This window comes from Pseudomonas sp. DF11, assembly GCF_058148565.1.
Genome location: NZ_JBYVYN010000007.1, coordinates 77075 through 101736 on the forward strand (window position 1 = coordinate 77075; position 24662 = coordinate 101736).

Here is a 24662-nt window from a genome sequence, read left to right on the forward strand (position 1 = left end):
CAAAGAGATATTTTTCAGGGAGACAAACCCCGGCGCCCCCCGGCCAGCCTGCGCTGCGGACATGTTTTGCAATGGCTAGCAGACTGGCCTTTTGCTGTCGAGATATGGCGGTAGGGGCCGTTTGCGTATACTGCGCAGATGTTTTCCCCAACGGCTTTGCGTCCGCGATATGCCAGATGGCTGATCGCAACCGGACTCTTCCTGGTGCTCGGTGGTTGTGTTGAGAAACCCAACACACTGGAGCGCGTAAAGGAGGATGGCGTGCTGCGGGTGGTCACCCGAAACAGCCCCGCCACCTACTTTGAGGATCGTAACGGTGAAACCGGCTTCGAATACGAGCTGGTGAAGCGCTTCGCCGACGATTTGGGGGTGGAACTGAAGATAGAGACCGCCGACAACCTCGACGACCTGTTCAACCAGATCGGCAAGCCCAACGGCCCGGTGTTGGCCGCCGCGGGCCTGGTCAGCAGCGAGCAGCGCAAGAAACAGGTGCGGTTTTCCCACCCCTATCTGGAAGTCACCCCGCAGGTCATCTACCGCAACGGCCAGTCGCGCCCCACCGATGCCGCCGCCCTGGCCGGCAAGAAGATCATGGTGCTCAAGGGCAGCAGCCACGCCGAGCAGCTGGCGCAGTTGAAACAGCAATATCCAGGCATCGAATACGAAGAGTCCGACGCGGTTGAAGTCGTCGACCTGTTGCGCATGGTCGACGAAGGCCAGATCGACCTGACCCTGGTGGATTCCAACGAAGTGGCGATGAACCAGGTGTACTTCCCCAACGTGCGCGTGGCCTTCGACCTGGGCGACGCCCGTAGCCAGAGCTGGGCAGTGGCCCCCGGCGAAGACAACAGCCTGCTCAACGAAATCAACAGCTACCTCGACAAGGTGCAGAAGAACGGCACGCTGCAACGCCTCAAGGACCGTTATTACGGGCATGTCGACGTCCTCGGCTACATGGGCGCCACCACGTTCGCCCAGCATCTGCAGCAGCGGTTGCCCAAATACGAACAGCATTTCAAGGCTTACGCCAAGCAGGAGAAAGTCGATTGGCGCCTGCTGGCCGCGATCGGCTACCAGGAATCGCTGTGGCAACCGGCGGTCACGTCCAAGACCGGCGTGCGTGGCCTGATGATGCTGACCCAGAACACCGCCCAGGCCATGGGCGTGTCCAACCGCCTGGATCCGAAGCAAAGCATCATGGGCGGCGCCAAGTACCTGGCCTATATGAAGGATCAACTGGACGAGAGCATCGAGGAGCCGGACCGCACCTGGTTCGCCCTCGCCGCTTATAACGTGGGCAGTGGTCACTTGGACGACGCCCGCAAACTGGCGGCCAAGGAAGGGCTGAACCCAAACAAGTGGCTGGACGTGAAGAAAATCCTGCCGCGCCTGTCCCAGAAACAGTGGTATAGCAAGACCCGCTACGGCTACGCCCGGGGCGGCGAACCGGTACATTTCGTGGCGAACATCCGGCGCTACTACGACATCCTGACCTGGGTCACGCAGCCGCAACTCGAAGGCAACCAGGTGGCCGAGGGCAACCTGCACGTGCCGGGCGTCGACAAGAGCAAGCCGAACCAGGAAACCCCGCCGCTATAAGCTGTACACAACTCCTGATGCTGTGATGAACCTGTGGCGAGGGGATTTATCCCCGCTGGGGCGCGAAGCGGCCCCAAGACAGGTCAACTCAATCTGCCTGACACACCAAGGCGCCGGGTTTTAGGGCTGCTGCGCAACCCAACGGGGATAAATCCCCTCGCCACAATGGATCAGGCAAGCCTCAAGTGAGCAGGCACATTGGGTTATGGGATGGGCTCAGGATCTGGCGGCAGCCAGGATCAGCGCTTTCATTTCCGACACGGCCGACTTGAACCCGACGAACAACGCATGGGCCACCAGCGCGTGGCCGATGTTCAGTTCGTTGATGCCCTTGATCGCCGCGACGGCTTCGACGTTGTGGTAGTGCAAGCCATGGCCGGCATTGACGATCAGGCCCTTGGCCAGGCCGAAGGCGACGCCGTCGGCCACGCGTTTCAGCTCATCGGCCACGTCCGTTGGCGTTTCGGCATCGGCGTAACGGCCGGTGTGCAGTTCGATGGCCGGGGCGCCGACACGCTTGGAGGCTGCGATCTGCCGTTCGTCGGCATCGATGAACAGCGACACCTCGGCACCGATCTTCGACAACCGCTCCACCGCCGCCATGATCCGTGCTTCCTGCCCTGCCACGTCCAGGCCGCCTTCGGTGGTCAGCTCCTGGCGCGTCTCGGGAACCAGGCAAATGTGTGCCGGACGAATCCGCTCGGCGAACGCCATCATTTCTTCGGTCACGCCCATTTCGAAGTTCATGCGGGTTTGCAGCACGTCCTTGAGCAGCAGCACGTCGCGCTCCTGGATGTGGCGACGGTCTTCACGCAAATGCACGGTGATGCCGTCGGCGCCCGCCTCTTCGGCGTCCAGTGCGGCCTTGACCGGATCCGGGTAGCGCGTACCGCGGGCCTGGCGCAGGGTGGCGACATGGTCGATGTTCACGCCGAGAAGAATGCGATTGCTGGTGCTCACGAAAAGGCTCCTGAAGGGACAAGTATTCGGCCCACAGCATACGGGTAGATCAGGGCTTGCGAAACAGCTCGCGACTGACCAGCGGCCGACCGCCCAGATGCACGGCCAGGGCCTGGCGCATCAGCCGCTTGGCCGCCGACAAGGCGCCCGGCGCACTCCAGTCGGCCTCGGCCATGGCCAGAAGCTCAGCGCCGTTGAACAGCCCGGGTTGCAGCAAGTAGACCTGCTCCAGGCCGGCATCCACCTGCAAGCGGTACAGACCGTCGGCCGCGATGGGGTCGCCATGCAGGTCAGTGTTCAGGGCAAAGCCGTAGCCGAGGTCATCCAGCAGCCGCCATTCGAACGAGCGCAACAGCGGCTCCAACGGCCGGCCTTCGGCCAGGGCCAGCAGCGTGGCGGCATAGTGGTCGAAGACGGCCGGGTGGGGATCTTCGGCGGGCAGCAGGCGGATCAGCAATTCATTGAGGTACAAACCGCTGAACAGCGCCTCGCCGTTGAGCCACGCCGCCACACCATTGCTTTCCATGCGCCCGACGTTCTTCAACTCGCCTCGACCGCGGAACTCGACTTCCAGCGGCACGAACGGCCGCGCCAGCGTCCCGGCCTTGCCCCGCGCCCCACGCAACACCGCCCGCAGGCGCCCTTGCGGCGTGAGGAAATCCACCAGGGCGCTGCTTTCGCGGTAGGCCCGCGAATGCAGGACGTAGGCGGGTTGGGCGATGGGTTGGCTGGGAGACATGGGGATCGCGGTTCTCAATGAGCGAGCACAATTTTACTGACAACCACAAACCACTGTGGGAGCGAGCCTGCTCGCGATGAGGGACTGATATTCAACAAAGATGCTGACTGACAGACCGTTATCGCGAGCAGGCTCGCTCCCACAATGGAATTCATGTATCCAAAAAGGATTACAAGTCGCCGTAACCCAACGACCGCAACGCCCGCTCATCATCGGACCAACCGCCCTTCACCTTGACCCACAGGTTGAGCATGATCTTGGAGTCGAACAGCAGCTCCATGTCCTTGCGTGCCTCGGTGCCGATGCGCTTGATGCGCTCGCCCTTGTCGCCAATGATGATTTTCTTCTGGCCGTCACGTTCGACGAGGATCAACGCATGGATGTGCAGGGTCTTGCCCTGCTGCTTGAACTCTTCGATTTCCACGGTGATCTGGTACGGCAGCTCGGCGCCCATCTGGCGCATGATTTTCTCGCGCACCAACTCGGCGGCGAGGAAGCGGCTGCTGCGGTCGGTGATCTGGTCTTCGGGGAAGAAGTGATCGTTTTCCGGCAGGTGCTCGGCAATCACCCGCTCCAGCGCGTCGAGGTTATGGCCGTGCTGGGCGGAGATCGGGATGATCTGGGCGTTCGGCAACTGTTCCTGCAACCAGGACAGGTGCGGCATCAGCTCCGCCTTGTCTTCGATGCGGTCGGTCTTGTTCAGCGCCACGATCAGCGGGCCGGTGACGTACTGGACACGCTCGAGGACCATCTGGTCTTCGTCGGTCCACTTGGTGCGGTCGACCACGAAGATCACCACGTCGACGTCTTTCAACGCCGCCGATGCGGTCTTGTTCATGTAACGGTTCAGGGCCTTCTCGCCGCCCTTGTGCATGCCCGGGGTGTCGACGTAGATCGCCTGCACGGCGCCTTCGGTCTTGATGCCCAGCATGTTGTGGCGAGTGGTCTGGGGCTTGCGCGAAGTGATCGCCAGCTTTTGGCCCAGGATGTGGTTCAGCAACGTGGACTTGCCCACGTTCGGCCGACCGACAATGGCGACGTAGCCGCAGCGGGTGACGGTTGTATCAGTCATTGCCATTCTCCACGCCCAGGGCAATCAGTGCTGCGGCGGCCGCTACCTGTTCGGCAATACGACGACTCACACCCTGGCCCCGGCTTTTTTCATTCAATAGGACAACTTCGCATTCGACGAAGAAAGTACGGCAATGCGGTTCACCCTGGATATCCACGACTTCGTAGCGCGGCAACTCGCAACTGCGCGATTGCAGGAACTCCTGCAAACGGGTTTTCGGGTCCTTGTTGGTGTCCACCAGCGTCAGGCTGTCGATCTCGGAAGTCAGCCAGGCCAGCACGCGTTCGCGCGCCATTTCCATGCCTGAATCCAGGTAGATCGCGCCAATCAACGCTTCCAGGGCATCGGCCAGAATCGACTCACGACGGAAACCGCCGCTTTTCAATTCACCGGAGCCCAGGCGCAGGTATTCGCCCAGGTCAAAACCACGAGCCAGTACGGCCAGGGTCTCACCTTTTACCAAGCGCGCGCGTAAACGCGACAACTGGCCTTCGCGAGCCAGTGGGAAACGCTCGAACAGCGCCTCGCCCGCCACGAAGTTGAGGATGGCATCACCGAGGAATTCCAGGCGTTCATTGTTGCGCCCGGCAAAACTGCGGTGAGTGAGGGCCAGGAGCATCAGGTCCTGGTCCTTGAAGGTGTAGCCGAGCTGGCGCTCGAGACGGCTTAGAGAAACGCTCACGGTTTACCCACGCTGAGTTCGTGGCTGGATTCCACCGCCACGGCGGCGAGGCACCGTTGGCTTGGGACAATTAACGCTGTGTTCAAAAATGACGTCCTGACTATCGTTGGCTTCATGCCTTCGGGCAACCTTGTGCAGGCTCCAGAAAAGCATTCGGCGCTGTGTTCAACAGCGCCGTGTGTGATTACTTGATCAGGCCAACCCGCGAGAAATTCGGCAGGTGACTGAGTTTGGGTTCCGGCCAGCTCATCCAGACCGCGAAGGCCTTGCCGACGATATTCCGGTCGGGGACCATGCCCAGCATGTCCTTGGGAATGTTCGGATCATCCCAGTAACGGCTGTCGTTGGAGTTGTCGCGGTTGTCGCCCATCATGAAGTAGTGCCCCGCCGGTACGGTCCACGAATGGTCCGGCGTGGCGCGGTAGCGGCTCATTTCCTTGCGGATCAGGTGCTCGGCCTCGCCGAGTTTTTCCCGGTAGAGCTCGGCACTGCCCAGCGTACCCGGCTCGGAGCCAAGCAACTGTTCGGCCACCGATTCGCCATTGACGAACAGACGCTTGTCGGCGGTGTAGCGGACCGTGTCGCCCGGCAGGCCGACGACCCGCTTGATGTAGTTGACGTTCGGGTCGCTCGGGAAGCGGAACACCATCACATCGCCGCGTTGCGGGTCACCGACTTCGATGACTTTCTTGTCGATCACCGGCAGGCGGATCCCGTAGGAAAACTTGTTCACCAGGATGAAATCGCCCACGTCCAGGGTCGGTTTCATCGAACCGGACGGGATCTGGAACGGTTCCACCAGGAACGAACGCAACACCAGCACGATGAACAGCACCGGGAAGAACGACTTGCCGTATTCGACCAGCAGCGGTTCCTTGTTGAGCTTTTCGATCACCACACCATCAGGCTGGCTGACGCTGCCCTGATAAGAGGCGATGGCCGCCCGGCGCCGGGGCGCCAGGAACAACAGATCAAGCAACGCCAACAGGCCGCAGACAAACACGGCGATAACCAGCAACAGCGGGAAATTTAGCGACATAGGACCTAACTATCCAACCTGAGCACCGCAAGGAAGGCTTCCTGTGGAATTTCCACGTTACCGACCTGCTTCATGCGTTTTTTACCGGCCTTCTGCTTTTCCAACAGCTTGCGCTTACGGCTGACGTCGCCGCCGTAGCATTTGGCCAATACGTTCTTTCTGAGCGCCTTGACGGTTGTACGCGCCACAATCTGCCCGCCAATGGCGGCCTGGATTGCCACATCGAACATCTGCCGCGGAATCAGTTCCTTCATCTTCTCGGTCAATGCACGACCTTTGTAGTGCGCGTTGTCACGGTGCACGATCAATGCCAGGGCATCGACTTTCTCACCGTTGATCAGCACATCCAGCTTCACCAGATTAGCCGATTGGTAACGATCGAAATGATAGTCCAGCGAAGCATAGCCGCGACTGGTGGATTTGAGGCGGTCGAAGAAGTCCAGCACCACTTCGTTCATCGGCAGGTCGTAGGTCACCTGGACCTGCGAGCCGAGGAACAGCATATCGTGCTGCACGCCGCGCTTCTCGATGCACAGGGTAATGACGTTGCCCAGGTGCTCCTGAGGCACAAGGATGTTGGCCCGCACGATCGGTTCGCGCATGTCCTCGATGGCCGACAGGTCCGGGAGCTTGGACGGGTTGTCGACGTAGAGGGTTTCGCCATTCTTGAGCAGCAGCTCGAAGATTACCGTCGGCGCCGTGGTGATCAGGTCCAGGTCGTACTCGCGCTCCAGGCGCTCCTGGATGATTTCCATGTGCAACATGCCCAGGAACCCGCAACGGAAGCCGAAGCCCAGGGCATCGGAGCTTTCCGGGGTGTATTGCAGGGACGAGTCGTTCAGGGTCAGCTTTTGCAGGGCTTCGCGGAAATCCTCGAAGTCATCGGAGCTGACCGGGAACAGGCCGGCATAGACCTGTGGCTGAATGCGTTTGAAACCTGGCAGTACATCGACGTCGGGAGTGGAGCTCAAGGTCAGGGTGTCGCCGACCGGCGCCCCGTGGATGTCCTTGATGCCGGCGATGATGAAGCCCACTTCACCGGCCTTCAGGTCGACGGTGGCGGTATGTTTGGGATTGAACACACCGACGCTGTCCACCAGGTGGATCTTGCCGGTGGACTTGACCAGGATCTTGTCGCCCTTCTTCACGCGGCCATGGCGCACGCGAACCAGGGAGACCACGCCCAGGTAGTTGTCGAACCAGGAGTCGATGATCAACGCTTGCAGCGGATCCTCGATGTTGCCGGTTGGCGCGGGAATGGTGGTGACCAGGCGTTCGAGCACTTCATCCACGCCCAGGCCGGTCTTGGCGCTGCAGGTGACCGCGTCGGTGGCGTCGATGCCGATGATTTTCTCGATTTCTTCCTTCACGCGGTCCGGATCGGCCTGGGGCAGGTCGATCTTGTTCAGTACCGGCATGACTTCCAGGCCCTGCTCGATGGCCGTGTAGCAGTTGGCGACCGACTGGGCCTCGACGCCCTGCCCGGCATCGACCACCAGCAAGGCACCTTCACAGGCCGCCAGCGACCGGCTGACTTCATAGGTGAAGTCGACGTGGCCCGGGGTATCGATGAAGTTCAGCTGATAGGTGATGCCGTCGCGGGCCTTGTAGTAGAGGGTAACGCTGTGGGCCTTGATGGTGATCCCGCGTTCACGCTCCAGATCCATGGAGTCCAGGACCTGGGCTTCCATTTCACGCTCGGCCAGGCCGCCGCACATCTGGATGAAGCGATCAGCCAGCGTCGACTTGCCATGGTCAATGTGGGCGATGATGGAGAAATTGCGGATATGACTCAAATCACTCACGGATCAACACTCAAAAAGGCTGCAGGCATGGCCCGCCGAAAAATAGCCGGGAATTGTACCTGATACAGCGCGCAAGCGTCACGCTCGCCTGTCGATACCCATTGTTTGGACCGGGGAGAGGGTGGACACACCTGTGGCGAGGGGATTTATCCCCGCTGGGCTGCAAAGCAGCCCCACAATCCATCAACCGAGGTGATGGGGCAGATAGAACGCAGGGGGTTGCTACGCAACCCAGCGGGGATAAATCCCCTCGCCACAGCAAGCTCCCTCGCCACAAGAAACCGGGGTCAACCGGCCCGACGCAGCAGCCAGAGCCCGGCCAACGCACAGACACCGGCCGGCACCAGTACCGCGAACAGCGGCGAGAAACCGAACACCAGGCTCGAAGGCCCCAGCAGATCCTGGGCGATACGGAACGTGAAACCCACCAGCACGCCGGTAAACACCCGTTGTCCCAGGGTAACCGAACGCAGCGGGCCGAAGATGAAAGAAATCGCCATGAGCACCAGCGCGGCGGTGACCAACGGCTGCAACACCTTGACCCAAAAAGCCAGCCAGTAGCGGCCGTTGTTCAGGCCCTGGTCCGCCAGGTAGTGGATATAGCCCCACAAACCGGTAATCGACAGGGATTCCGGCGCCATCACCACGGTGCTGAGCAACTGCGGGCTGATCGACACGTCCCAGCGCTCTTGCGCGGCGGTGACCACTTCAGTGCGCTTGTCATGGAACAGGGTGGTGGTGACATCGCTCAACTGCCAATGATCCTCGGCAAAGTTGGCGCGCTTGGCGAAGCTCGACGAGAGCATGTGCCGTTGGTCGTCGAAACGATAGCGGGTCACGCCATAGAGGATGCCATTGGGCTGGACCGAGTTGATGTGGATGAACTCGTCGCCCTGGCGGTGCCACAGGCCATGCTTGGCACTTTGCGCATCACCGCCGCCCTGGGCCAGGGAACGGTTGGCCTGGGCGGTATTTTCGGTGGCCGGGGCGATGTATTCGCCGATCAGCACACCCACCAGCATCAGCACTAGCATGGGCTTCATCACCGCCCAGACGATCCGACCAATGGACACGCCGGCGGCGCGCATGATGGTCAGCTCACTGTTGCTGGCCAGGCTGCCCAGGCCGATCAGGCAGCCGATCAGCGCGGCCATCGGCAGCATGTCGTACAAACGCCGCGGCGCGGTCAGGAGCACGTAGCTCGCCACGTCCGTCAGCGTATAGGTGTCGCTGACGTCACTCATTTCATCGATGAAGGCAAACAGGGTCGCCAGGCCGAGGATGATCCCCAGCACCGCGAGGATCGCCATGAACACACTGCTGCCGATGTAGCGGTCGAGTTTAACCACGGGCCACCTCCAGCGCGCTGCGGCGACTGGCCAGCTTCAGGCGCAACGGTTCCCAATAGAGCAGCCCCAGGCCGATGACCAGGAAGATGCCATGCACCCACCACAGGCCCAGCGTCGGCGAAATCTTGCCCTTCTCCAGGGCGCCGCGGGCGGAAATCAGGATAGTCAGGTAAGCCATATACAAAAGAATCGCCGGCAGCAGCTTGAGGAAACGCCCTTGACGTGGGTTGACCCGCGACAGCGGGACCGCCATGAGGGTCACGATGAACACCAGCAGCGGCAAGGACAGGCGCCATTGCAGCTCGGTACGGGCGCGAATGTCATTGTTGCCCAGCAGGCTGGCGGTGGGCATCGCGTCGCGGTCGGTGACTTCGTTGCTGACATCTGGCTTGGGCAGCAGCACGCCATAGGTGTCGTACTTGATGGCCCGGTAATCGGCCTGCCCGGGCTTGCCGTCATAGCGATAGCCATTGTGCAGGATCAGGTAGCGGTTGCCGTCGGGGTTGATTTCCTGGCGCCCCTTCTCGGCCACCAGCACGGAAATGCCACGGTCCTTCTTGGTGTCCGAAGACAGGTTCTTTTGTGTAATGAAGACGCCGCCCAGGTCGATCCGGTCGTCCGAGAGCTGTTCGGTGTAGGTCACGCGCGTGCCGTCGCGCAGCGCCTGGAAACGCCCTGGCACCAGGGTATCGAACTCGGTCAAGGCGTCCTGCTGGTTGATCAGCATTTGGAACTGGTTGGCGCCCTGGGGGGCCAGGCTCAGGCTCAGCCAGGCCACCACCAGCGCCACCAACGTGGCCGGGAACAGGGTCATGCGAAACAGGCGCTGCTGGCTCATGCCAGTGGCCGACAGCACGGTCATTTCGCTGTCCAGGTACAAGCGCCCGTAGGCCAGCAGGATGCCGAGGAACAACCCCAACGGCAGGATCAACTGCAGGAAGCCCGGCAGGCGGAACCCCATGATCAGGAACAGCGAGCCCGGGTCCAGGGCGCCGGAAGCCGCCTGGGCGAGGTACTTGATGAAGCGTCCGCTCATGATGATGACCAGCAGCACGGCGCTCACGGCACTCAGGGTCAGCAGGACTTCACGGGATAGATAACGAAAGACGATCAAACCAGACACTCCAAGGTTGTCAGGCTAAGGCGGCCAAACAAGCAAACGTATCGAGCCGGCCCGCCAACGCGGACCGCCGAAAAAAGAGCCGCATTATCCTGTGATTGGAGGCGCCTGTCACTTCGCATGCTTTAAGCCGGTGCTTGAAGCCAAAAAGTTAAGGGTACCGAGGGTTGTCAGGCTCGTGCGCCGGGGTTCAAACTGCGGCCTTTGTCGCCGGCCAATACCGGCGCTTCGTTTTATAAGAAGAAGCTTGCTCAGCGCGCCATTGCCTCGGCGCCTGGCCTCTTGACCATTCACTCAGGGATCCGGACATGGAACTGGTTGTAAAAAGCGTCAGCCCAGAAACGTTGAAAACCGCCACGCTGGTGGTCGCCGTCGGTGAAAACCGCAAGCTCGGCGTGGTGGCCACCCAGCTCGATACCCTTAGCGGTGGCGCCATCAGTGCCGTGCTCAAGCGCGGCGACCTGGCCGGTAAAGTCGGCCAGAGCCTGTTGCTGCACAGCCTGCCCAACCTCAAGGCCGAACGCGTGCTGCTGGTGGGCGTGGGCAAGGACGCCGAACTGGGCGACCGTCCGTTCCGTAAAATCATCGCCGGCGTACTGGGCACCCTCAAGGGCTTGGGCGGCGGTGACGCAGCACTGGCATTGGACGAATTGGTTGTCAAAGGCCGCGACAGCTACGGCAAGAACCGCCTGCTGGCCGAGACCCTGGTGGACGGCGGATACCAGTTCGACCAGTTCAAGAGCCAGAAAGCCGAACCCCGCGCCCTGAAAAAAATCACCCTGCTGACCATCAAGGCGGCCCAGGCTGAAGTCCAGCGCGCCGTGACCCATGCCACCGCGATTGCCAACGGCATGGCCTTCACCCGCGACCTGGGCAACCTGCCGCCAAACATCTGCCACCCGACCTTCATGGGTGAACAGGCCAAGGCCTTGGGCAAGGAGTTCAAGGGCCTGAAGGTCGAAGTCTTCGACGAGAAGAAAATCAAGGACCTGGGCATGGGTTCGTTCTACTCCGTCGGCCAGGGCAGCGCCCAGCCGCCGCGCCTGATCGTCATGCAATACAACGGCGGCAAGAAATCCGAGAAGCCGTACGCACTGGTGGGCAAGGGCATCACCTTCGACACCGGCGGCATCAGCCTCAAGCCGGGCGCAAACATGGATGAGATGAAGTACGACATGGGCGGCGCCGCCAGCGTGTTCGGCACCCTGCGTGCCGTGCTCGAACTGCAATTGCCGATCAACCTGGTGTGCATCCTGGCCTGCGCCGAGAACATGCCCAGCGGCACGGCCTCGCGCCCGGGCGACATTGTCACCACCATGAGCGGCCAGACCGTGGAAATCCTCAACACCGACGCCGAAGGCCGCCTGGTGCTGTGTGACGCCCTCACCTACTCCGAGCGCTTCAAGCCGCAAGCGGTGATCGACATCGCGACCCTGACCGGCGCCTGCGTCGTCGCCCTGGGCGCCCATACCTCGGGCCTGCTGGGCAACAACGACGAGCTGATCGGCCAATTGCTCAGCGCCGGCCAGCAAGCCGACGACCGCGCCTGGCAGTTGCCACTGTTCGACGAGTACCAGGAACAACTGGATAGCCCATTCGCCGACATCGCCAACATCGGCGGCCCGAAAGCCGGGACCATCACGGCGGCGTGCTTCCTGTCGCGCTTCACCAAGAACCTGAACTGGGCGCACCTGGACATCGCTGGCACGGCGTGGACCAGCGGTGGCAAGGACAAGGGGGCCACCGGCCGTCCGGTGCCCCTGCTGACCCAGTACCTGCTGGATCGCGCCAAGGCCTGACACCAATGACCGTCGTTGGCGTCGCCCTCGGGTGACGCCAGCGGCGGCTCAGGAACCGCAATGACCAAAGTCGATTTCTATATCCTGCCCAGCGCCGATCCGTCGGCGCGGCTGGATTTCGCCTGCAAGCTGACTGAAAAGGCCTGGCGCATGGGGCACAGCATCTACCTGCATTGCAGCGATGCCGCCCAGCGCGAGGACCTGGACGCACGCCTGTGGGCATTCAAGGGCGAGAGTTTCGTGCCCCACGGCCCGGCCGAAAACGAACCCGAGGGGTTGATCGTGCTGGGGCTGGGAGACGACTGCGGCCAGCACCAGGATCTGCTGGTCAACCTCGACCTGAAAGTACCGGCCTTTGCCCAGCGCTTCGCCCGCGTGGCGGAAGTGGTGGTCGAAGATCCGGCCATCCGACAAGCCGCGCGGGAGAGTTTCCGTTTCTACCGCGAACAGGGCTATCCTCTGCAAGACCACCGTTTACAGCGACTCTGAGCCCTACGATGGACACTCCAAAACCGCCACAAAAGCCCGCGCACCTGCTGGATGACCTCGAATCGATCCGCCAACTGCTCGGTGACGACAACCTGCAACCGCCGCTGCTGACCGATACGGTCGTGCACGAGCCGGTGCATGACGAACAGATCCCCCTGCTGTTCGAGCCGATCAACGGCCAGCCTGAGCCCAAGCCGGCTGCCAAGGCCGAGGCCAAAGGGCCCGACGCCCTGCTGCACCTGGACCGCGAATTGCGCGCTGCCGCGCAATTGATCATGCAAGACGTCATCGACGACTTCGCCCCGCACATCGAGACCGAGATCAAGCGCCGACTGGATGCGCGGATGGAACGGTTGTTGAGTCAGTACGAATAACCCGCTCTACCCACCGAATAAACCTGTGGGAGCGGGCTTGCTCGCGAAGGCGGTGTGTCAGCTAGCACATGTATACCTGACACACCGCCTTCGCGAGCAAGCCCGCTCCCACATTGTCCAACTGTGTTCACAAACTATCAGTATGGCTGCTCGCTTCCAGCTCGCTGCGTGTGGCTTGCATCTCCCCCGCCCGCTATACTTCCCGGCTTTTCCTGAATAAATGCCAATAGGGTCCCGCCGCGCATGGATAAGACCTACCAGCCGCACGCCATTGAAACTTCCTGGTACAACACCTGGGAGTCCGAGAATTATTTCGCTCCGCAAGGCGCGGGCGATTCCTACACCATCATGATCCCGCCGCCGAACGTCACCGGCAGCCTGCACATGGGCCACGGTTTCAACAACGCGATCATGGACGCCCTGATCCGTTTCCGTCGTATGCAAGGTCGCAACACCTTGTGGCAGCCGGGTACCGACCACGCCGGTATCGCCACGCAGATGCTGGTGGAACGTCGCCTCGAAGCCCAGGGCCAGAGTCGCCATGACCTGGGTCGCGAGAAATTCCTCGAGAAAGTCTGGGAATGGAAAGACGAGTCCGGTGGCAACATCAGCCGGCAGATCCGTCGCCTCGGCTCGTCCGTGGACTGGAGCCGCGAGCGCTTCACCATGGACGACGGTCTCTCGGAAGCGGTGAAGGAAGCCTTCGTGCGCCTGCATGAAGATGGGCTGATCTATCGCGGCAAGCGCCTGGTCAACTGGGACACCAAGTTGCACACGGCCATTTCCGACCTCGAAGTGGAAAACCACGACGAGAAAGGTTTCCTGTGGAACCTCAAGTACCCGCTGGCCGACGGCGCCAAGACCGCCGAAGGCAAGGATTACCTGATCGTCGCCACCACGCGTCCGGAAACCATGCTGGGTGACTCCGCCGTGGCGGTGAACCCGAACGATGAGCGCTACCAGGCGCTGATCGGCAAGTTCGTCGAGCTGCCGCTGGTTGGCCGGCGCATCCCGATCATCGGCGACGATTACTGCGACCCGGAATTCGGCACCGGCTGCGTGAAAATCACCCCGGCCCACGACTTCAACGACTACGAAGTCGGCAAGCGCCACAACCTGCCGCTGCTGAACATCTTCGACAAGAACGCCCACGTATTGCCGGCAGCCCAGGCATTCAACCTCGACGGCACGCTGAACGAAAGCGTCGACGGCCAGATCCCGGCGCAGTTCGCCGGCCTGGACCGCTTCGAGGCACGCAAGCAGATCGTCGCGGCGTTCGAGGCCGCCGGCCTGCTGGTCAGCGTCGACGATCACGCCCTGAAAGTCCCGAAAGGCGACCGTTCCGGCACCATCATCGAGCCGTGGCTGACCGACCAGTGGTACGTGTCCACCAAGCCGCTGGCCGAGCCGGCGATTGCCGCCGTGGAAGATGGCCGCATCCAGTTCGTGCCCAAGCAGTACGAAAACATGTATTTCTCGTGGATGCGCGATATCCAGGACTGGTGCATCAGCCGTCAGCTGTGGTGGGGCCATCGCATCCCGGCCTGGTACGACGAGTCGGGCAAGGTCTATGTCGGCCGCGATGAAGCCGAAGTTCGCGCCAAGCACAACCTCGGCGCCGACGTGGCGCTGCAACAGGACAACGACGTTCTCGATACCTGGTTCAGTTCGGGCCTGTGGACTTTCTCCACGCTCGGCTGGCCGCAGCAGACCGAGTTCCTGAAGAAATTCCACTCCACCGACGTACTGGTCACCGGTTTCGACATCATTTTCTTCTGGGTCGCCCGGATGATCATGCTGACCATGCACCTGGTGAAGAACGAAGACGGCACGCCTCAGGTTCCGTTCAAGACCGTCTATGTCCACGGCCTGGTGCGCGATGGCCAGGGCCAGAAGATGTCCAAGTCCAAGGGCAACGTCCTCGACCCGCTGGACATCATCGACGGCATCGACCTGGAAACCCTGGTGCAGAAACGCACCTCCGGCCTGATGCAACCCAAACTGGCGAAGAAAATCGAGAAGGCCACCCGGGAAGAATTCGCCGAGGGCATCGCCAGCTACGGCACCGACGCCTTGCGTTTCACCTTTTGCTCGCTGGCGTCCACCGGTCGTGACATCAAGTTCGACATGGGCCGCGTCGAAGGCTACCGCAACTTCTGCAACAAGATCTGGAACGCCGCGCGCTACGTGCTGGACAAAGGCGAAGACTGCGGCCAGAACGGCGAAGCCTACGAGCTGACCCTGGCTGATCGCTGGATCATTTCGCAGTTGCAACGCACCGAAGCCGAAGTGACCCGCCAACTCGATCAGTTCCGTTTCGACCTGGCCGCCCAGGCCTTGTACGAATTCATCTGGAACCAGTATTGCGACTGGTACCTGGAACTGTCCAAGCCAGTGCTGTGGGACGAAAACGCCCCGGTCGAACGCCAGCGCGGCACCCGTCGCACCCTGGTACGCGTGCTGGAAGTGGCCCTGCGCCTGGCGCATCCGTTCATGCCGTTCATCACCGAGGAAATCTGGCAGCGCATCGCACCGCTGGCGGGCGCCCAAGGCAAGACGATCATGCTGCAACCTTGGCCAGTGGCCAACGAAACCCGCATCGATCCGGCGGCCGAAGACGACATCGAATGGCTCAAGACCTTCATGCTGGGCCTGCGTAATATCCGCGCCGAAATGAACATCGGCCCGGGCAAGCCGCTGACCCTGTTCCTGAAGAACGCCAGCGCCGAAGACCTGCGTCGCCTCAACGAAAACGAGGCGCTGCTCAAGAAACTGGCGAAACTCGAATCGGTGACGGTCCTGGCCGCCGGCGAAGAAGCGCCACTGTCGGCGACCGCCCTGGTCGGCGAGATGGAAGTGCTGGTACCGATGGCAGGTCTGATCGACAAGGCCGCGGAACTGGCGCGCCTGGACAAGGAAATCCTGCGTCTCAAAGGCGAAGTGCAGCGGGTCGGCGGCAAGCTGTCCAACGCCGGCTTCGTCGACAAGGCGCCGGCCGAAGTCATCGAGAAGGAACGGGCCAAACTGGCCGAGGCCGAACAGGCCTTGGGCAAGCTGGCCGAGCAGCATGGGCGGATTTCCAGCCTGTAACGGCGGTTCGCTACTGAAAAAGGAGGTCCTGATGGCCTCCTTTTTTTATGCCACCGCTTTCTTACGAACACTGGATACCCCCTGTGGGAGCGAGCCTGCTCGCGATGACGGAGGCACATTCAACATTGATGCAAGCTGACCCACCACTATCGCGAGCAGGCTCGCTCCCACAGGGGGTCGCGCCGGTCGTTGCAGTTGGGTTCACACGGGCTGGATGTGGGACAATACCCGCCACTTTTTGAACCCTCCCCGAATCGACCCGCCCATGACTGCCCCACGCTCCCCAAAACCTGCCCGCCAGAAGCCCAAGCCCGCCACCGAGGCCATACCCATGGCGCCACGGGAGAAGGCCAGCCTGCACCCGCGTAACCGCCACCAGGGTCGCTACGACTTCCCAGCGCTGATCAAGTCCACGCCTGAGTTGGCCAAGTTCGTGATCATCAACCCCTACGGCAAGGAAAGCATCGATTTCGCCAGCCCCGAAGCCGTGCGGGTGTTCAACCGGGCGCTGCTCAAATCCTTCTATGGCATCGCCCACTGGGATATCCCGGCCGACTACCTGTGCCCTCCGGTGCCAGGTCGTGCGGACTATGTGCACTTCCTCGCCGACTTGCTCGCCAGCCACAACGACGGTGAAATCCCCCGCGGCGCGGCAGTCAAGGTGCTGGACATCGGCACCGGCGCCAACTGCGTCTATCCGCTGATCGGCCACAGCGACTACCGCTGGCATTTCCTCGGTTCGGAGATCGACCCGACGGCCATCGCCTCGGCCAAGGCGATTATCCAGTCCAACGGGTTGAACAAGGCCATCCAGTTGCGCCAACAAACCAACCGCAAGCAGATCCTGCTGGGTTTGCTGGAGGACGCCGAGCGGTTCGACCTGACGATGTGCAATCCACCGTTCCATGCCTCCCTGGAGGAAGCCACCAAGGGCAGCCAACGCAAGTGGCGCGCGCTGGGCAAGGCCGATCCGAAGCGCAAGCTGCCGGTGCTGAATTTCGGCGGTCAGGCCGCCGAGCTGTGGTGTGAGGGTGGGGAAGCGCGGTTCGTGACGCAACTGATCAGCGAAAGCGCGCAGGTGGCCGGGCAAGTGCTGTGGTTCAGCACCCTGGTGTCGAAGGCGTCGAACCTGCCGGCGATTCAAGCCGCGTTGAAAAAGGCCGGGGCACTGCACAGCCAGGTGGTGGAGATGTCCCAAGGCCAGAAGCAGAGCCGCTTCGTGGCCTGGACCTTCCAGACCGAGACGCAGCAACAGGCCTGGCGCCAGGCCCGCTGGGTGCGCAAGGACTGAGGGAGCAGCCTTGTTCCTACAACTTTTTCCAAGGCAATAAAAAACCGTGCCCGGATCGCTCCGAGGCACGGTTTTTTTACGCCGGTCTTACTTGTTGACCGAGTCGGTCAGGGCTTTGGCCACAACCAGCTTGATCACTTTCTTGGCAGCGATTTCGATGGCAGCGCCAGTCGAAGGGTTGCGGCCGGTACGGGCAGGACGCTCGGTGACTTTCAGCTTGCCAACACCTGGCAGAGTGATTTCGCCGCCATTTTCCAGCTGATCAGCCACGATTTGGCCCAGTTGGTCCAGCAGCGCACGCACGGTAGCTTTTGGTGCGTCTACAGCTTCAGCCAAATCGCCGATCAGTTGGTCTTTAGTAAGAGCCATGTAGTGTTCCTTCCCTATCAAATTCATATGGATTGCAGAGTGCAGTGTCAGCCATCGAGCCCGATCTCTCTTGATCAGGCACCCTCGGCAATCACCGCGACGGATCGGGGTAATAGATGCCGAAAACCGGGTTTGGTTCGACCTGACAGATGCTGAATGCACGCTTAACGCAGTGACTTCGCGTAAGACCGGGCAAAACTAGCACAACGCCTCTGAAATATCCGCCTCTAGCTACCCATTTGGTCAGCTTTCTTGCGCTAAAACGTTAAAAAATTGCATATAGGGCGTCGGACGGGTCTGAAAGGGCCTTTGCTGGGTCGCAAAACCAGTGATTGCGGTACACTGGGCCCTTTTTCGGGGAGCGCGCCCTCCTCTCTTTCATCAGCCGAGAAATCCATGCCGATCCGTCATTGCATCGTCCACCTGATCGACAAAAAACCCGACGGCACCCCTGCTGTGCTCCATGCCCGCGACTCCGAACTGGCAGAGTCCACGGCCATCGAGAACATGCTCGCCGACCTCAACGAGAGCTATAACGCCAAGCAAGGCAAGGCCTGGGGCTTTTTCCATGCCGAGTCCGGGGCGCATCCGTTCAGCGGCTGGCTGAAGGAATACCTGGACGGCGGCAAGGATTTCACCGCGTTCAGTCGCGTGGCGGTGGAACACCTGCAAAAGCTGATGGAAGAATCCAACCTGTCGGTGGGCGGCCACGTACTGTTCGCGCATTACCAACAGGGCATGACCGACTACCTGGCGATCGCCCTGCTGCACCACAGCGAAGGCGTGGCCGTGACCGATGAGCTGGACGTGACTCCGTCCCGGCACCTGGATTTGGGCCAGTTGCACCTGGCGGCGCGAATCAACGTGTCGGAATGGCAGAACAACAAACAATCCAAGCAGTACATCTCGTTCATCAAGGGCAAGAACGGCAAGAAGGTCTCGGAGTACTTCCGCGACTTCATTGGCTGCCAGGAAGGCGTCGACGGCCCCGGCGAGACCCGCACCCTGCTCAAGGCCTTCAGTGACTTCGTCGAAAGCGAAGACCTGCCGGAAGACGATGCCCGGGAAAAAACCAAGACCCTGGTGGATTACGCCAGCAGCCAGGCCAAGCTCGGCGAACCGATGGGCCTGGAAGAACTGTCCGAGCTCATCGACGAAGATCGCCCGAAAGCCTTCTACGATCACATCCGCAACAAAGACTACGGGCTGTCACCGGAAATCCCGGCGGATAAACGCACCCTCAACCAGTTCCGCCGCTTCACCGGCCGCGCCGAAGGTTTGTCCATCAGCTTCGAAGCGCACTTGCTGGGCTCCAAGATCGAATATGACGAAGAAGCTGGCACGCTGATCATCAAGGGTTTGCCGACGTCGCTGACCGATCAGCTCAAGCGCCGTAACTGATGCTCGGCAGGGTGCTGAAAAAGTTTCTGCTGATTTTGCTGGTGGTGGTGGCGTACCAGAACTGGGGCAAGATCGAGCGGGTGTTCAACCCCTCGCAGATGGTTTCCGAGCAGATTCGCAGCAACGCCCACGTCGTGCTGTACGCCACCGACTGGTGCGGCTACTGCAAGGCCACCCGGCGATTCCTGGACGAGAAAGGCGTGCCGTTTCGCGAGTTCGACATTGAGAAGGACGCCGAGGCGCGCAAGGCCTATGAGGCGCTGGGCGGCCGGGGGATCCCGATTCTCGATGTGAATGGCACGTTGATTCGTGGGTTTGAGCCGGAGAATATTCTCAAGGCGTTGTCCGCGACATAGGGTTATTCGCTAACGGCGATGTTGGATCTGATGTCCTCATCGCGAGCAGGCTCGCCCCCACAGTGGAATTGTGGTGGCCACAGGATTCGTGTCCGCCGTGAATCATTGTGGGAGCGAGCCTGCTCGCGATAGCGACGGCACATTCAATAGTGATGTTGACTGTCACACCGCCATCGCGAGCAAGCTCGCTCCCATAGGGTCATTGGTCGTTCATCGAGGCTCGATTCGAAACCCGAACCGCGGAAAGTGCACATGCACCACCCCGCCACGCGCGTCTTCACGACGCAGGATCAGTTCTTCGCGACCGGCAAACAGCAACTCCCCGGCCACCGGATCGACGCCGTAGTCAGTCGCAGCGATGCTCACTTGTTGGCCCGGCACAAACCCGTTCGGCTCTTCGAACACCTCATCCGGCAACGCTACCGGTGTGGCATTGCGGGCAATCTCCAGGGCTTCTTCGGAACTCATCTCGTTCGGCGCGCCGTGGCCGAAACCCAGCACCCGCGCCAACCAGGCCGATACCGCCGGATAAGCGTCCACCAGCGGCGAAGTCACAGGCGTACCCTTGAGAAACCACAGCGGATGGGCCATGGCGAAGTCGGCAATCGAGGGATCTCCCAATAGGAAGTCGCCCTCCTCGCGCTGCAACTGTTGCTCAAGGCGGGCCATGATCGTTGGCCATTGGTGCTTGGCCTGATCGGCGGGCAAGCGCGTGGTCGTGCCACCGCTGAACAGCCCGGCGCGGTCGCTGATGAATGCCTTGATCGCTTCGGGCGGTAGCTTGGCGAACCGCACCGCCACTGACTCCGGCTGAAACACCAGGCTCACCGCATGCTGGAACACCACCGAATCGGCCCATGCCGCAAAAGACGCTGCGAGCATTTCCCGGCCTTCGGGGAACAGGGTCGGCGAGGCTTTTTCCTGTTCCAGGCGACGGGCGATCAGGGCGGTGTCGCAATAAATATCCGCACCGATTTGCAATACCGGGGTCTTGCGGTAGCCGCCCGTGAGGGCCGTCAGGTCGGGCTTGGGCATCATCGGCGGGATCTTCACCGAACGCCAGGACAGGCCCTTGAAACCCAGCAACAGCCGGGCTTTTTCCGCGAAAGGAGACGTCGGGTAATGATGAAGAATCAACTCTGGCATGGGATTGGCCACTGCTGGGAGGAAGTCCCGCAGCTTAGCGCGCCATGGACGCAGCGCCCACCCTCCTGATGAAGGCGTATCAGTGTGACTGATGGAGCTGCGCGGCACTCGCCACCAGGCATTCCTTGGCGCTTTTCCTGAGCTTTTTGATCAGCCGCTCCTGGCGCAGGGCTTCGCCCTTGTCGCGACAGGCTTCGGTGTACACCAGCGCCACCGCCGGGCTGGAAAGGAAGAAGCGCGCACCCTTGCCGCTTTGATGCTTGGCGAAACGGCGCACCGGGTCATCACTGATACCGCAGTACAGCGAGCCATTGGCGGCCCGCACCAGGTAGACGAACCAGGGTTTGTCCGGTTCGGCCGGGCCTTGTGCAGGCAGATCGGGAGATGGGGTGGCGTTCGTCACAAAGGTGTTCAACAGGTCGGCACAGACAAGCCGAGATCTTATCAGCGACTGGCCTGGAACGCCCGCAGCCCCTTGAGCGCCTGGGCCCTGACGGCGTTGCGCACCAGCGGTGTCCAGCCCAACAACAGGCCCTTGGCGCCCAATGCCTGACGGGACCAACGCCACAGATCAAAGTTGTCGTGGTGCTCGCAGATCTTGCCGTCGCGAAAAACGAACCGCGCCTGGATGTCATTGATCACGACGTTACCCGTCTGGCTGAACAGGTAGGTCGCCACCCAATGCGCTCCACCGGTACGCTCATCGCTGCGCACGTTATCGAAGGTCAGGGAGAAATCCTTGGCCCGGGTGGTGAGCATGCGCCACATGTCGCCGGCATCACGTCCGCGCAATTCACCAAACGCCGGATCGCTGAACACCACATCGTCGGTGTAGCAGGCGCTCATCGCTTCGGCGTCCAGGCGCTGGAAGGCCTGGTAAAAGCGGGTGATCAAGGCGTTGTGGGCATCACTCATGGACAGGCTCCGAAATTCGCTTCAAAGACCTGCACGATAATCTGTCACAGCGGCGAAGACTATCGTCATTCGCCATGAAAATGACATCAACGAAGATCGGTGACTTTTTCGCTGCTGACCCCCACGTACAACGCCCGGCCCGCGCCGATGCCCGCGAGGATCGCGCCAAGCCCGATCAGACCGAAGATCCAGCCCAAGGCATTCCAGCCGCCGGTCAAGTCGTGGACCACGCCCACCGCGAACGGCCCCAGCGACGCCAGTGTATAACCAAAGCCCTGGGCCATGCTGGACAGGTTGGCGGCCACGTGAGCGTCCCGCGAACGCAACACGATCAACGTCAGCGCCAGGCTGAACGTCCCGCCCTGCCCCAAGCCCAGCAGGATCGCCCAGCCCCACAAGCCGTCGAGCGGAGCGTAGAGGCAACCGAACAGCCCACCCAGGGCCATGAGCATGACGATCACGATGGCCAGGCGCTGGTCCTTGCCGCGCGTTGCCAGCCACGGAGCTGCGAGGGAACTGATCAACTGCACGATGACCGAACCGGACAACACCAGCCCGGCCTGAGTCGGGGTCAGGCCACGTCCAATAAGGATCGAGGGCAGCCAACCAAAAACGATGTAGGCCAGGGACGATTGCAGCCCCATGTACAAGGTCACTTGCCAAGCCAGGGGATCGCGCAGCAAGCCGCGAACCCGGTACGCCACTTGATGGGCACCGTGTTTCTCGCCCACTTGCGGCAACCAGAACACCGCTGCCAGCAGCGCCGGGACCACCCAGAATCCCAGGCCCAAGGCCCAACTGTGACCAAGTTGTTCACTCAGCGGCACCGTCGACCCGGCCGCCATCGCCGCGCCCAGGCATAGCGCCATGGTGTAGACCCCGGTCATGGTGCCAGCCTGTTTGGCGAAGTCGCGCTTGACGATGCCCGGCAACAGCACGCCGATCACACCAATGCTCGCACCGGCCAGGAGGCTGCCGACGAACAACCCGACCTGACCGAATGCACTGCGCAGGACAATCCCACCCGCTAGCGTCAACAAGATCCCCAGCACCACGCGCTCGGCACCGAAGCGCCGTGCCAGCACCGGTGCCAGCGGCGCGAACAGGCCCAGGCAAAGCACAGGCAATGTGGTCAGCAAACCGGCTTGGGCGGCCGACAGGCCAAGGCTTCGTGACACTTCGCTGAGCAGCGGCGCCATGCTCGACAACGCCGGACGCAGATTCAGCGCCACCAGGATCAACCCGAGCAGCAACAGCCAGGGACGACGCACCAATGGATGGCGCTGCTGGGTCTGCTCATCGTCGGCTTCGGCGTCGATCAACAGTTCTTCAAGTTCGGCGGCGCGTTTGGGCGCCGTCGAGGGGGCAGGGTCAAGCAGATCGCGGGACATGGAAAACTCGTGTTCGGGGCTCAGGGTTTCAAGAGCTCAGGGTTCATTGATCAACTGGCGGCACAGGGACTTGGCCCGTTGCGGATCCTGTTGCTCGACGGCTTCAAGGATTTCGACGTGCAGGTCGAACACATGCTGATGGCGCGGGGTGATGTTGAGGCTCTGGCGCAACTGTGCGCCGATGACGCTGGAAAAGTAGCGATAGAGCTCGCTCAGCGCGGGGTTGTGCGCGGCATCCACCAATAGACGGTGGAACACCAGGTCGCAGGCGATGTAGTGATCCAGGTCGCCGTGATAATGCTCGCCGCTGTCTTGCAGCGCCTGGCGCAAGGCAATCAAGTCTTCATCGGTGCGTCGCAGCGCGGCCAGGCCGATGGCCTCGACCTCCAGGATATGCCGGGTTTCCCGGGCCTGCTCCAACGAACAGCGCGACAGCACCTTGAGGGTATCCAGCGGATCAACCACCGCACGCACGTAGCTGCCGTCGCCCTGACGGATCTCGATCAACCCGGAAAACGCCAGCACACGCATGGCTTCGCGCACGGTGTTGCGGCTGATACCCAGCTCGGCCACCAGCTCCGGCTCGGTAGGCAGGCGCTGGCCGACGGCCCACACGCCATCGCTGATGCGCCGACGCAATTGCTCCAGGGCCTGATCGACCAAGGAGCGCTTTATTAACGGAGAGCTATCGGACATTGGATTCGCCTTTTCATCCAATCATAGGATGAATTTTCTGACATGTTAGTCAGCTTCATGTAGGACGGCAACCGCCTAGGGTCAATGGGACGGAAAAGGAGCGAAATTTTCGATTAGCCAACATTACCCTTTAAGGGTAATTTTAAGGACAAGGCACACCGTTCCATGGAAAAGAACACACCCCATTACGCCTTGGTGGCGATACAGGCGGATGTCAGACGGCTTAAAGGGAAAGCTTTCACCAGCACTGCGAAGAACACTGCTCGAACACTTGGTTTAAACGTCTCGGACATGCAGCAGGTCATCCAAGGGCTTGAGCGAAAACAGTTCTACAAATCGATGACCACCTATGACGATCATCGGGTCTGGCATGACGTCTACCACGCCAATTCACACGGTCTGCAGATTTACCTGAAGGTGACGTACCGCCCCAGCGGAGGCCCACCGGTAATTTCCTTCAAGGAGAAAAACTCATGAAACACCAGCAATGCTTCAGCTGTGGTGCCCCGGAGGGCATGTTGCATTTCGAAGGTCGCGGCGAAACCATGAGCGTCAAGGGACTGGAACGCCGGGTCGATGACTTGTCTGGCTGGGAATGTCAGATGTGCGGCGAAGTCGAGCTCGATTCAAGCTGCTCGGATCGCTACGACCACGCAGGTGATGAGCTGGTCAATGCGGCCAGGCGAATGATCGGCGAAGAGATCAAACGTGTCCGGCGCAAACTGCATCTATCGCAAAAGGAAGCGGTACTGCTGCTATCGGGCGGTGGACACAATGCGTTTTCCCGCTACGAGCGCGGCGAGGTAGTGCCACCCAAGGCGTTGATCTTGCTGATGCGTCTGCTTGACCGTTACCCGCATTTGCTTGCAGATGCGCGAGCCCTGGCCGAAGACGCGGACTTGAGAGGTTTCAAGACGACGGTGCACAAGGAGCACGAAACCCTCACGGCTTCCTGAGCAGCCGAAGCAGAAAAAATAAAC

General features: G+C 61.2%; 24 protein-coding genes. 10 read left to right on the forward strand and 14 right to left on the reverse strand.

Going from position 1 to position 24662, the window contains the following annotated elements; all coding sequences use genetic code 11:
• The first annotated feature begins 138 nt into the window (after positions 1-138).
• Positions 139-1599, forward strand: a complete 1461-nt coding sequence (gene mltF / locus AC30D9_RS20385) for a membrane-bound lytic murein transglycosylase MltF (protein ID WP_134925655.1) — start codon at positions 139-141, stop codon at positions 1597-1599.
• A gap of 216 nt (positions 1600-1815) precedes the next feature.
• Here the strand turns inward: mltF and pdxJ are convergent, their stop codons facing one another.
• The 8 genes from pdxJ to lptF form a co-directional block, all read right to left on the reverse strand.
• Positions 1816-2559 carry a pyridoxine 5'-phosphate synthase gene (gene pdxJ / locus AC30D9_RS20390; RefSeq protein ID WP_490144737.1) on the reverse strand — a complete coding sequence of 248 codons (744 nt, stop codon included), beginning with the start codon at positions 2557-2559 and terminating at the stop codon, positions 1816-1818.
• 49 nt (positions 2560-2608) lie between these two features.
• On the reverse strand, positions 2609-3298 hold the full coding sequence (recO, locus tag AC30D9_RS20395; RefSeq protein ID WP_134925657.1) for a DNA repair protein RecO: 690 nt from the start codon (positions 3296-3298) through the stop codon (positions 2609-2611).
• 169 nt (positions 3299-3467) lie between these two features.
• Complete coding sequence (era, locus tag AC30D9_RS20400; RefSeq protein WP_063324534.1) at positions 3468-4370, reverse strand: GTPase Era; 903 nt, start codon at positions 4368-4370, stop codon at positions 3468-3470.
• Entirely contained in the window at positions 4363-5052 is a 690-nt protein-coding gene (rnc, locus tag AC30D9_RS20405; RefSeq protein ID WP_109754752.1) for a ribonuclease III, read from the reverse strand. The genes era and rnc overlap by 8 nt, the downstream gene beginning before the upstream one ends.
• Positions 5053-5236: 184 nt before the next feature.
• Positions 5237-6091 carry a signal peptidase I gene (gene lepB, locus AC30D9_RS20410; protein WP_109754753.1) on the reverse strand — a complete coding sequence of 285 codons (855 nt, stop codon included), beginning with the start codon at positions 6089-6091 and terminating at the stop codon, positions 5237-5239.
• A 5-nt stretch (positions 6092-6096) separates the two neighbouring features.
• On the reverse strand, positions 6097-7896 hold the full coding sequence (gene lepA, locus AC30D9_RS20415) for a translation elongation factor 4 (protein WP_109754754.1): 1800 nt from the start codon (positions 7894-7896) through the stop codon (positions 6097-6099).
• 287 nt (positions 7897-8183) lie between these two features.
• Complete coding sequence (gene lptG / locus AC30D9_RS20420; RefSeq protein WP_134925659.1) at positions 8184-9245, reverse strand: LPS export ABC transporter permease LptG; 1062 nt, start codon at positions 9243-9245, stop codon at positions 8184-8186.
• The gene (gene lptF, locus AC30D9_RS20425; protein ID WP_134925660.1) at positions 9238-10359 is read right to left on the reverse strand and encodes an LPS export ABC transporter permease LptF; all 1122 of its coding nucleotides are present in this window, start codon (positions 10357-10359) and stop codon (positions 9238-9240) included. The genes lptG and lptF overlap by 8 nt, the downstream gene beginning before the upstream one ends.
• A gap of 314 nt (positions 10360-10673) precedes the next feature.
• On the opposite strand from lptF, the gene AC30D9_RS20430 reads away from it, so the two are divergent.
• The 5 genes from AC30D9_RS20430 to rlmF all read left to right on the forward strand — a co-directional run bounded on the left by AC30D9_RS20430 (position 10674) and on the right by rlmF (position 17408).
• On the forward strand, positions 10674-12164 hold the full coding sequence (locus tag AC30D9_RS20430; protein WP_134925661.1) for a leucyl aminopeptidase: 1491 nt from the start codon (positions 10674-10676) through the stop codon (positions 12162-12164).
• Between the two features lie 60 nt (positions 12165-12224).
• The gene (locus AC30D9_RS20435; RefSeq protein ID WP_134925662.1) at positions 12225-12653 is read left to right on the forward strand and encodes a DNA polymerase III subunit chi; all 429 of its coding nucleotides are present in this window, start codon (positions 12225-12227) and stop codon (positions 12651-12653) included.
• A gap of 8 nt (positions 12654-12661) precedes the next feature.
• Complete coding sequence (locus AC30D9_RS20440) at positions 12662-13027, forward strand: DNA polymerase III subunit chi (RefSeq protein WP_134925663.1); 366 nt, start codon at positions 12662-12664, stop codon at positions 13025-13027.
• A 243-nt stretch (positions 13028-13270) separates the two neighbouring features.
• Positions 13271-16117 (forward strand): valine--tRNA ligase, encoded by a 2847-nt coding sequence (locus AC30D9_RS20445; RefSeq protein ID WP_490144738.1) that lies wholly within the window; start codon positions 13271-13273, stop codon positions 16115-16117.
• 265 nt (positions 16118-16382) lie between these two features.
• Positions 16383-17408, forward strand: a complete 1026-nt coding sequence (rlmF, locus tag AC30D9_RS20450) for a 23S rRNA (adenine(1618)-N(6))-methyltransferase RlmF (RefSeq protein WP_490144739.1) — start codon at positions 16383-16385, stop codon at positions 17406-17408.
• Positions 17409-17495: 87 nt separating this feature from the next.
• Here rlmF and AC30D9_RS20455 read toward each other — a convergent pair whose 3' ends face one another.
• Positions 17496-17777, reverse strand: a complete 282-nt coding sequence (locus AC30D9_RS20455) for an HU family DNA-binding protein (RefSeq protein WP_307574369.1) — start codon at positions 17775-17777, stop codon at positions 17496-17498.
• A 396-nt stretch (positions 17778-18173) separates the two neighbouring features.
• On the opposite strand from AC30D9_RS20455, the gene yejK reads away from it, so the two are divergent.
• Together yejK and AC30D9_RS20465 are read left to right on the forward strand one after the other, a co-directional pair.
• Entirely contained in the window at positions 18174-19178 is a 1005-nt protein-coding gene (yejK, locus tag AC30D9_RS20460; RefSeq protein WP_014340016.1) for a nucleoid-associated protein YejK, read from the forward strand.
• Complete coding sequence (locus tag AC30D9_RS20465; RefSeq protein WP_490144740.1) at positions 19178-19534, forward strand: glutaredoxin family protein; 357 nt, start codon at positions 19178-19180, stop codon at positions 19532-19534. The genes yejK and AC30D9_RS20465 overlap by 1 nt, the downstream gene beginning before the upstream one ends.
• 210 nt (positions 19535-19744) lie before the next feature.
• Here AC30D9_RS20465 and AC30D9_RS20470 read toward each other — a convergent pair whose 3' ends face one another.
• The 5 genes from AC30D9_RS20470 to AC30D9_RS20490 form a co-directional block, all read right to left on the reverse strand.
• Positions 19745-20680: a glutathione S-transferase family protein gene (locus tag AC30D9_RS20470; protein WP_490144741.1), complete on the reverse strand. Its 936-nt coding sequence runs from the start codon at positions 20678-20680 to the stop codon at positions 19745-19747.
• Positions 20681-20759: 79 nt separating this feature from the next.
• Positions 20760-21083, reverse strand: a complete 324-nt coding sequence (locus AC30D9_RS20475; protein ID WP_134925669.1) for a GIY-YIG nuclease family protein — start codon at positions 21081-21083, stop codon at positions 20760-20762.
• 41 nt (positions 21084-21124) lie between these two features.
• A complete protein-coding gene (locus AC30D9_RS20480) occupies positions 21125-21595 on the reverse strand; it encodes a nuclear transport factor 2 family protein (protein WP_134925670.1) in 471 nt (156 codons plus the stop codon).
• 86 nt (positions 21596-21681) lie between these two features.
• Complete coding sequence (locus AC30D9_RS20485) at positions 21682-22986, reverse strand: CynX/NimT family MFS transporter (RefSeq protein WP_307574379.1); 1305 nt, start codon at positions 22984-22986, stop codon at positions 21682-21684.
• 36 nt (positions 22987-23022) lie between these two features.
• On the reverse strand, positions 23023-23682 hold the full coding sequence (locus AC30D9_RS20490) for a FadR/GntR family transcriptional regulator (RefSeq protein ID WP_134925672.1): 660 nt from the start codon (positions 23680-23682) through the stop codon (positions 23023-23025).
• A 165-nt stretch (positions 23683-23847) separates the two neighbouring features.
• Between AC30D9_RS20490 and AC30D9_RS20495 the strand changes: the two genes are divergently transcribed.
• Both AC30D9_RS20495 and AC30D9_RS20500 read left to right on the forward strand, forming a co-directional pair.
• Entirely contained in the window at positions 23848-24159 is a 312-nt protein-coding gene (locus AC30D9_RS20495) for a type II toxin-antitoxin system MqsR family toxin (protein WP_490144742.1), read from the forward strand.
• On the forward strand, positions 24156-24638 hold the full coding sequence (locus AC30D9_RS20500; RefSeq protein ID WP_232201142.1) for a type II toxin-antitoxin system MqsA family antitoxin: 483 nt from the start codon (positions 24156-24158) through the stop codon (positions 24636-24638). The genes AC30D9_RS20495 and AC30D9_RS20500 overlap by 4 nt, the downstream gene beginning before the upstream one ends.
• Positions 24639-24662: the final 24 nt, after the last annotated feature.

What these genes read in the sequence shown, in the direction of transcription:
- recO (WP_134925657.1), bottom strand. Translation starts at nt 3,298, where the DNA reads ATGTCTCCCAGCCAACCCATCGCCCAACCCGCCTACGTCCTGCATTCG.
- yejK (WP_014340016.1), top strand. Translation starts at nt 18,174, where the DNA reads ATGCCGATCCGTCATTGCATCGTCCACCTGATCGACAAAAAACCCGAC.
- lepB (WP_109754753.1), bottom strand. Translation starts at nt 6,091, where the DNA reads ATGTCGCTAAATTTCCCGCTGTTGCTGGTTATCGCCGTGTTTGTCTGC.
- AC30D9_RS20480 (WP_134925670.1), bottom strand. Translation starts at nt 21,595, where the DNA reads ATGAGTGATGCCCACAACGCCTTGATCACCCGCTTTTACCAGGCCTTC.
- era (WP_063324534.1), bottom strand. Translation starts at nt 4,370, where the DNA reads ATGACTGATACAACCGTCACCCGCTGCGGCTACGTCGCCATTGTCGGT.
- AC30D9_RS20455 (WP_307574369.1), bottom strand. Translation starts at nt 17,777, where the DNA reads ATGGCTCTTACTAAAGACCAACTGATCGGCGATTTGGCTGAAGCTGTA.
- AC30D9_RS20470 (WP_490144741.1), bottom strand. Translation starts at nt 20,680, where the DNA reads ATGCCAGAGTTGATTCTTCATCATTACCCGACGTCTCCTTTCGCGGAA.
- mltF (WP_134925655.1), top strand. Translation starts at nt 139, where the DNA reads ATGTTTTCCCCAACGGCTTTGCGTCCGCGATATGCCAGATGGCTGATC.
- AC30D9_RS20435 (WP_134925662.1), top strand. Translation starts at nt 12,225, where the DNA reads ATGACCAAAGTCGATTTCTATATCCTGCCCAGCGCCGATCCGTCGGCG.
- AC30D9_RS20445 (WP_490144738.1), top strand. Translation starts at nt 13,271, where the DNA reads ATGGATAAGACCTACCAGCCGCACGCCATTGAAACTTCCTGGTACAAC.
- AC30D9_RS20500 (WP_232201142.1), top strand. Translation starts at nt 24,156, where the DNA reads ATGAAACACCAGCAATGCTTCAGCTGTGGTGCCCCGGAGGGCATGTTG.
- AC30D9_RS20490 (WP_134925672.1), bottom strand. Translation starts at nt 23,682, where the DNA reads ATGTCCGATAGCTCTCCGTTAATAAAGCGCTCCTTGGTCGATCAGGCC.
- AC30D9_RS20430 (WP_134925661.1), top strand. Translation starts at nt 10,674, where the DNA reads ATGGAACTGGTTGTAAAAAGCGTCAGCCCAGAAACGTTGAAAACCGCC.
- AC30D9_RS20465 (WP_490144740.1), top strand. Translation starts at nt 19,178, where the DNA reads ATGCTCGGCAGGGTGCTGAAAAAGTTTCTGCTGATTTTGCTGGTGGTG.
- AC30D9_RS20440 (WP_134925663.1), top strand. Translation starts at nt 12,662, where the DNA reads ATGGACACTCCAAAACCGCCACAAAAGCCCGCGCACCTGCTGGATGAC.
- AC30D9_RS20485 (WP_307574379.1), bottom strand. Translation starts at nt 22,986, where the DNA reads ATGTCCCGCGATCTGCTTGACCCTGCCCCCTCGACGGCGCCCAAACGC.
- rlmF (WP_490144739.1), top strand. Translation starts at nt 16,383, where the DNA reads ATGACTGCCCCACGCTCCCCAAAACCTGCCCGCCAGAAGCCCAAGCCC.
- AC30D9_RS20495 (WP_490144742.1), top strand. Translation starts at nt 23,848, where the DNA reads ATGGAAAAGAACACACCCCATTACGCCTTGGTGGCGATACAGGCGGAT.